Here is a 2,826-nt window from a genome sequence, read left to right as displayed (position 1 = left end):
TGTCGGCGTACACGTGAACGTGCCCAGTCACGTACGGATGAACGTGCTCAGTTCGTGAGGTGCTGGGAGCCGGCGCCGGGCAGTCTGCTGCTTGATCTGTTGAGGCGGCAGAGGGCGGCTGGTCATGGTTTTGGACCCACATCGGTGGTTGGAGCTTCGCCGGTATCGCGGTCTGTATGAGTCCGGCGCGATCAGCCTGTCGGAGATCGCGAAGGAAACCGGGCTGAACCGTCGGACGGTCCGGAAGTACCTGTCTGGGCAAGCTCCGGTGGCGCCGCCGCGACGGGCGTCCAGCGGTCGGCCACGGAAGCGGGTGGTTGACGAGGTCGCTCCGCTGATCGACGCGATGCTGCGGGCGGAAATTACGATCAAGGGTGCGGTCATCCACGAACGGCTGGTCCAGGAGTACGGTTTCACCGGAAACTACCAGCGTGTGAAGCTCTACCTGCAGGAAGCCCGGCCCCGGATCGCGGAAGAGCTCGGCATTGCTCCCGATGAACTGGCGGGTCTGCACCGCCGGTTCGAGGTCATTCCCGGAGCCCAAGCGCAAGTCGACTGGGGCGACGAGGGCAGGATCCTCGCCCACGTCGGGATCCCGAAGGTCTACTCGTTCCACATGGTCTTGTCCTACTCGCGCGACCCGTTCTGCTGCTTTACCACGAGCCAGGACATGGCCACCTTCTTCGACTGCCACCGCCAGGCATTCGCCCACTTCGGCGGGGTGCCGATGTCGATCGTCTATGACCGCACCAAGACGGTGGTCCGTCGGCATGTCGCCCCTGGCGAGGCCGTGCCGCTGCATCCCGAAGCGGTCGCGTTCGCCGGGCACTACGACTTCGACATCGATGTGCTGGCGGCCTACCGTCCCACCGGCAAGGGCCGGGTCGAGCGGCAGGTCGACATCGTCCGGGACCACGTCCTGGCCGGCCGGGCCTTTGCCTCCATCGAGGAGATGGACTCTGCGTTCATGGCCTGGGTTCCCTTGCGGCGGGCACGGACTCACCGCACCCACGGCGAGGTCATCGGCCTGCGGGCCGTGCGGGACCACATGGCCCTGCGGCCGCTGCCCCAGACGCCCTATGTGGTCACCCAGAGGCATCTGCGGCCGGTCGGCAAGGACTGCCTCGTCGCCTTCTCTGGAAACCTCTATTCGGTGCCGGCCCGCAAGGTTCGCTCCCGCCAGCTGATCGAGGTCCGGGCCACGAAGTCCCAGGTCATGCTGCACTCCACCATCGCCGATGCCGACGGCTCAACGTTGCTGGCCGCTCACCCGCGAGCGGTCGGCAAAGGCGTTCGGGTCGTCGACGAAGAGCACTGGGACGGTCTGCCCGACGGCAGGAACCGGCGTGTCACCACCGGCGACATCGTGCCCTTGCCTCGTCATGAGGCACCTCTGGGCGAGGAAGCCGGGCCGCTGCAGGCCCTGCTGACCCGGGCCGCAGCTGCCAGCGTCAAGGTCGGCCGCCGTCCGCTGTCGGTCTATGACGAGCTGACCGGCACCCGCCCGTTCACCACCGCCCCCATGAAGAAGGAATCGTCTTGAGCGAGCTGGTCTCCACCCGCATCCGCACCACGGCCGGCAAGCTCGGCCTGCCCCACCTGGCCGAGGCCCTGAACCAGTACGCTCAGCGGGCTGACGAGGCCAAGATGGGCTATCTCGACTTCCTCGACCTGGTGCTGTCCGAGGAACTGGCCGTCCGCGACGACCGCCGCTTCCGTCAGGGCCTGCGATTGTCGAAGCTCCCGCATCACAAGACACTTGAGGACTACGACTTTTCCTTCCAGCCCGACCTCGACCCGCGCAAGGTGAAGGACCTGGCCACCTTGTCGTTCGTCGAGACCAAGGCGAACGCCGCCCTGCTCGGCCCGCCTGGAGTCGGCAAGACCCACATCGCCGTCGCCCTCGCGGCCTGCCGGGCCGGCTACTCGATCTACTTCACCAGCCTCGACGACATGGTCCGCAACCTCACAGCCGCCGAAGCCGCAGGCCGTCTGACCAGCAAGCTCGGCACCTACCTTCGCCCGAGTGTCCTGGTGGTGGACGAGGTCGGCTACCAGCCTCTGGAACGAGCGGAAGCGAACCTCGTCTTTCAGGTGATCTCCAAGCGCTACGAAAAGGGCTCGATCATCCTGACCTCGAACAAGACCTTCAGTGAATGGGGCCAGGTCTTCGGCGACGAAGTGCTGGCCACCGCGATCCTCGACCGGCTTCTCCACCACTGCGACGTGATCTCGATCAACGGCCCCAGCTACCGGCTCAAAAACCGGCTCGCCGCCATCGAGCGGGACATCCAGGTGGCCTGACCAGCGAGAACAGCGGAGCCCGTCACCGGATAACCGATATCTCCGGCAGCGGCTGCTGCCAATCACCCAGTTCCGCGACGAGAACCCGGCGGGCCAGCCGCCGGGCCAGCCGCCGGGCCAGAGCCCATCCCTCATCAGTGGACAGCGCATCCCGTGTCCACCGATCAGCGTTCTCGCCACCGCTCATCCCGCTGAGGATCACATCGATCTCCTGCAGGTCAGCCATGACTCCGCGGGCGAGTTGTCCCTCGGCCACCAGGGTTTCGGCCATGCGGAAGGAGTGATCGAAGTCCAGGGCGATCTCATCCGTCATCACCGCATGCCTGACCAGCCAGGTCACCTGGGTCTGGGCATCAGCCGCCAACACGGTCAACGCCTCCATCAGCAGGCGCCGACGGAACGAAGGATCAGGACTCTCCACCCCACGATCGTCGCACGCTACTTCTGACAAGCCCACAGGCGAACATCCGGCTGAGCACGTTTATCCGTACTTACTTGAGCACTTTCGCGAGTACGCCGACA

The 2,826-nt window shown here is 65.8% G+C and carries 3 protein-coding genes; 2 read left to right on the top strand and 1 reads right to left on the bottom strand.

From position 1 onward, the window contains the following. Positions 1-124 precede the first annotated feature (124 nt). Both istA and istB read left to right on the top strand, forming a co-directional pair. Positions 125-1,543 carry an IS21 family transposase gene (gene istA, locus AB0D34_RS47230; RefSeq protein ID WP_362674390.1) on the top strand — a complete coding sequence of 473 codons (1,419 nt, stop codon included), beginning with the start codon at positions 125-127 and terminating at the stop codon, positions 1,541-1,543. Continuing rightward, positions 1,540-2,304 carry an IS21-like element helper ATPase IstB gene (gene istB, locus AB0D34_RS47225; RefSeq protein WP_362674388.1) on the top strand — a complete coding sequence of 255 codons (765 nt, stop codon included), beginning with the start codon at positions 1,540-1,542 and terminating at the stop codon, positions 2,302-2,304. Before istA ends, istB begins: the two co-directional genes overlap by 4 nt. A gap of 22 nt (positions 2,305-2,326) precedes the next feature. Here the strand turns inward: istB and AB0D34_RS47220 are convergent, their stop codons facing one another. Next, complete coding sequence (locus tag AB0D34_RS47220; RefSeq protein ID WP_362674387.1) at positions 2,327-2,725, bottom strand: hypothetical protein; 399 nt, start codon at positions 2,723-2,725, stop codon at positions 2,327-2,329. Between the last annotated feature and the right edge of the window lie 101 nt (positions 2,726-2,826).

This window comes from Streptomyces sp. NPDC048420 (genome assembly GCF_040651535.1).
Lineage (GTDB): Bacteria > Actinomycetota > Actinomycetes > Streptomycetales > Streptomycetaceae > Streptomyces.
Note: the sequence above shows the minus strand (reverse complement) of the source record. Positions and strands in the feature narration are given on the sequence as shown.

Bases quoted from the DNA above. Each gene is read 5' to 3' on its own strand.
- istA (WP_362674390.1), top strand. From the start codon at position 125: ATGGTTTTGGACCCACATCGGTGGTTGGAGCTTCGCCGGTATCGCGGT.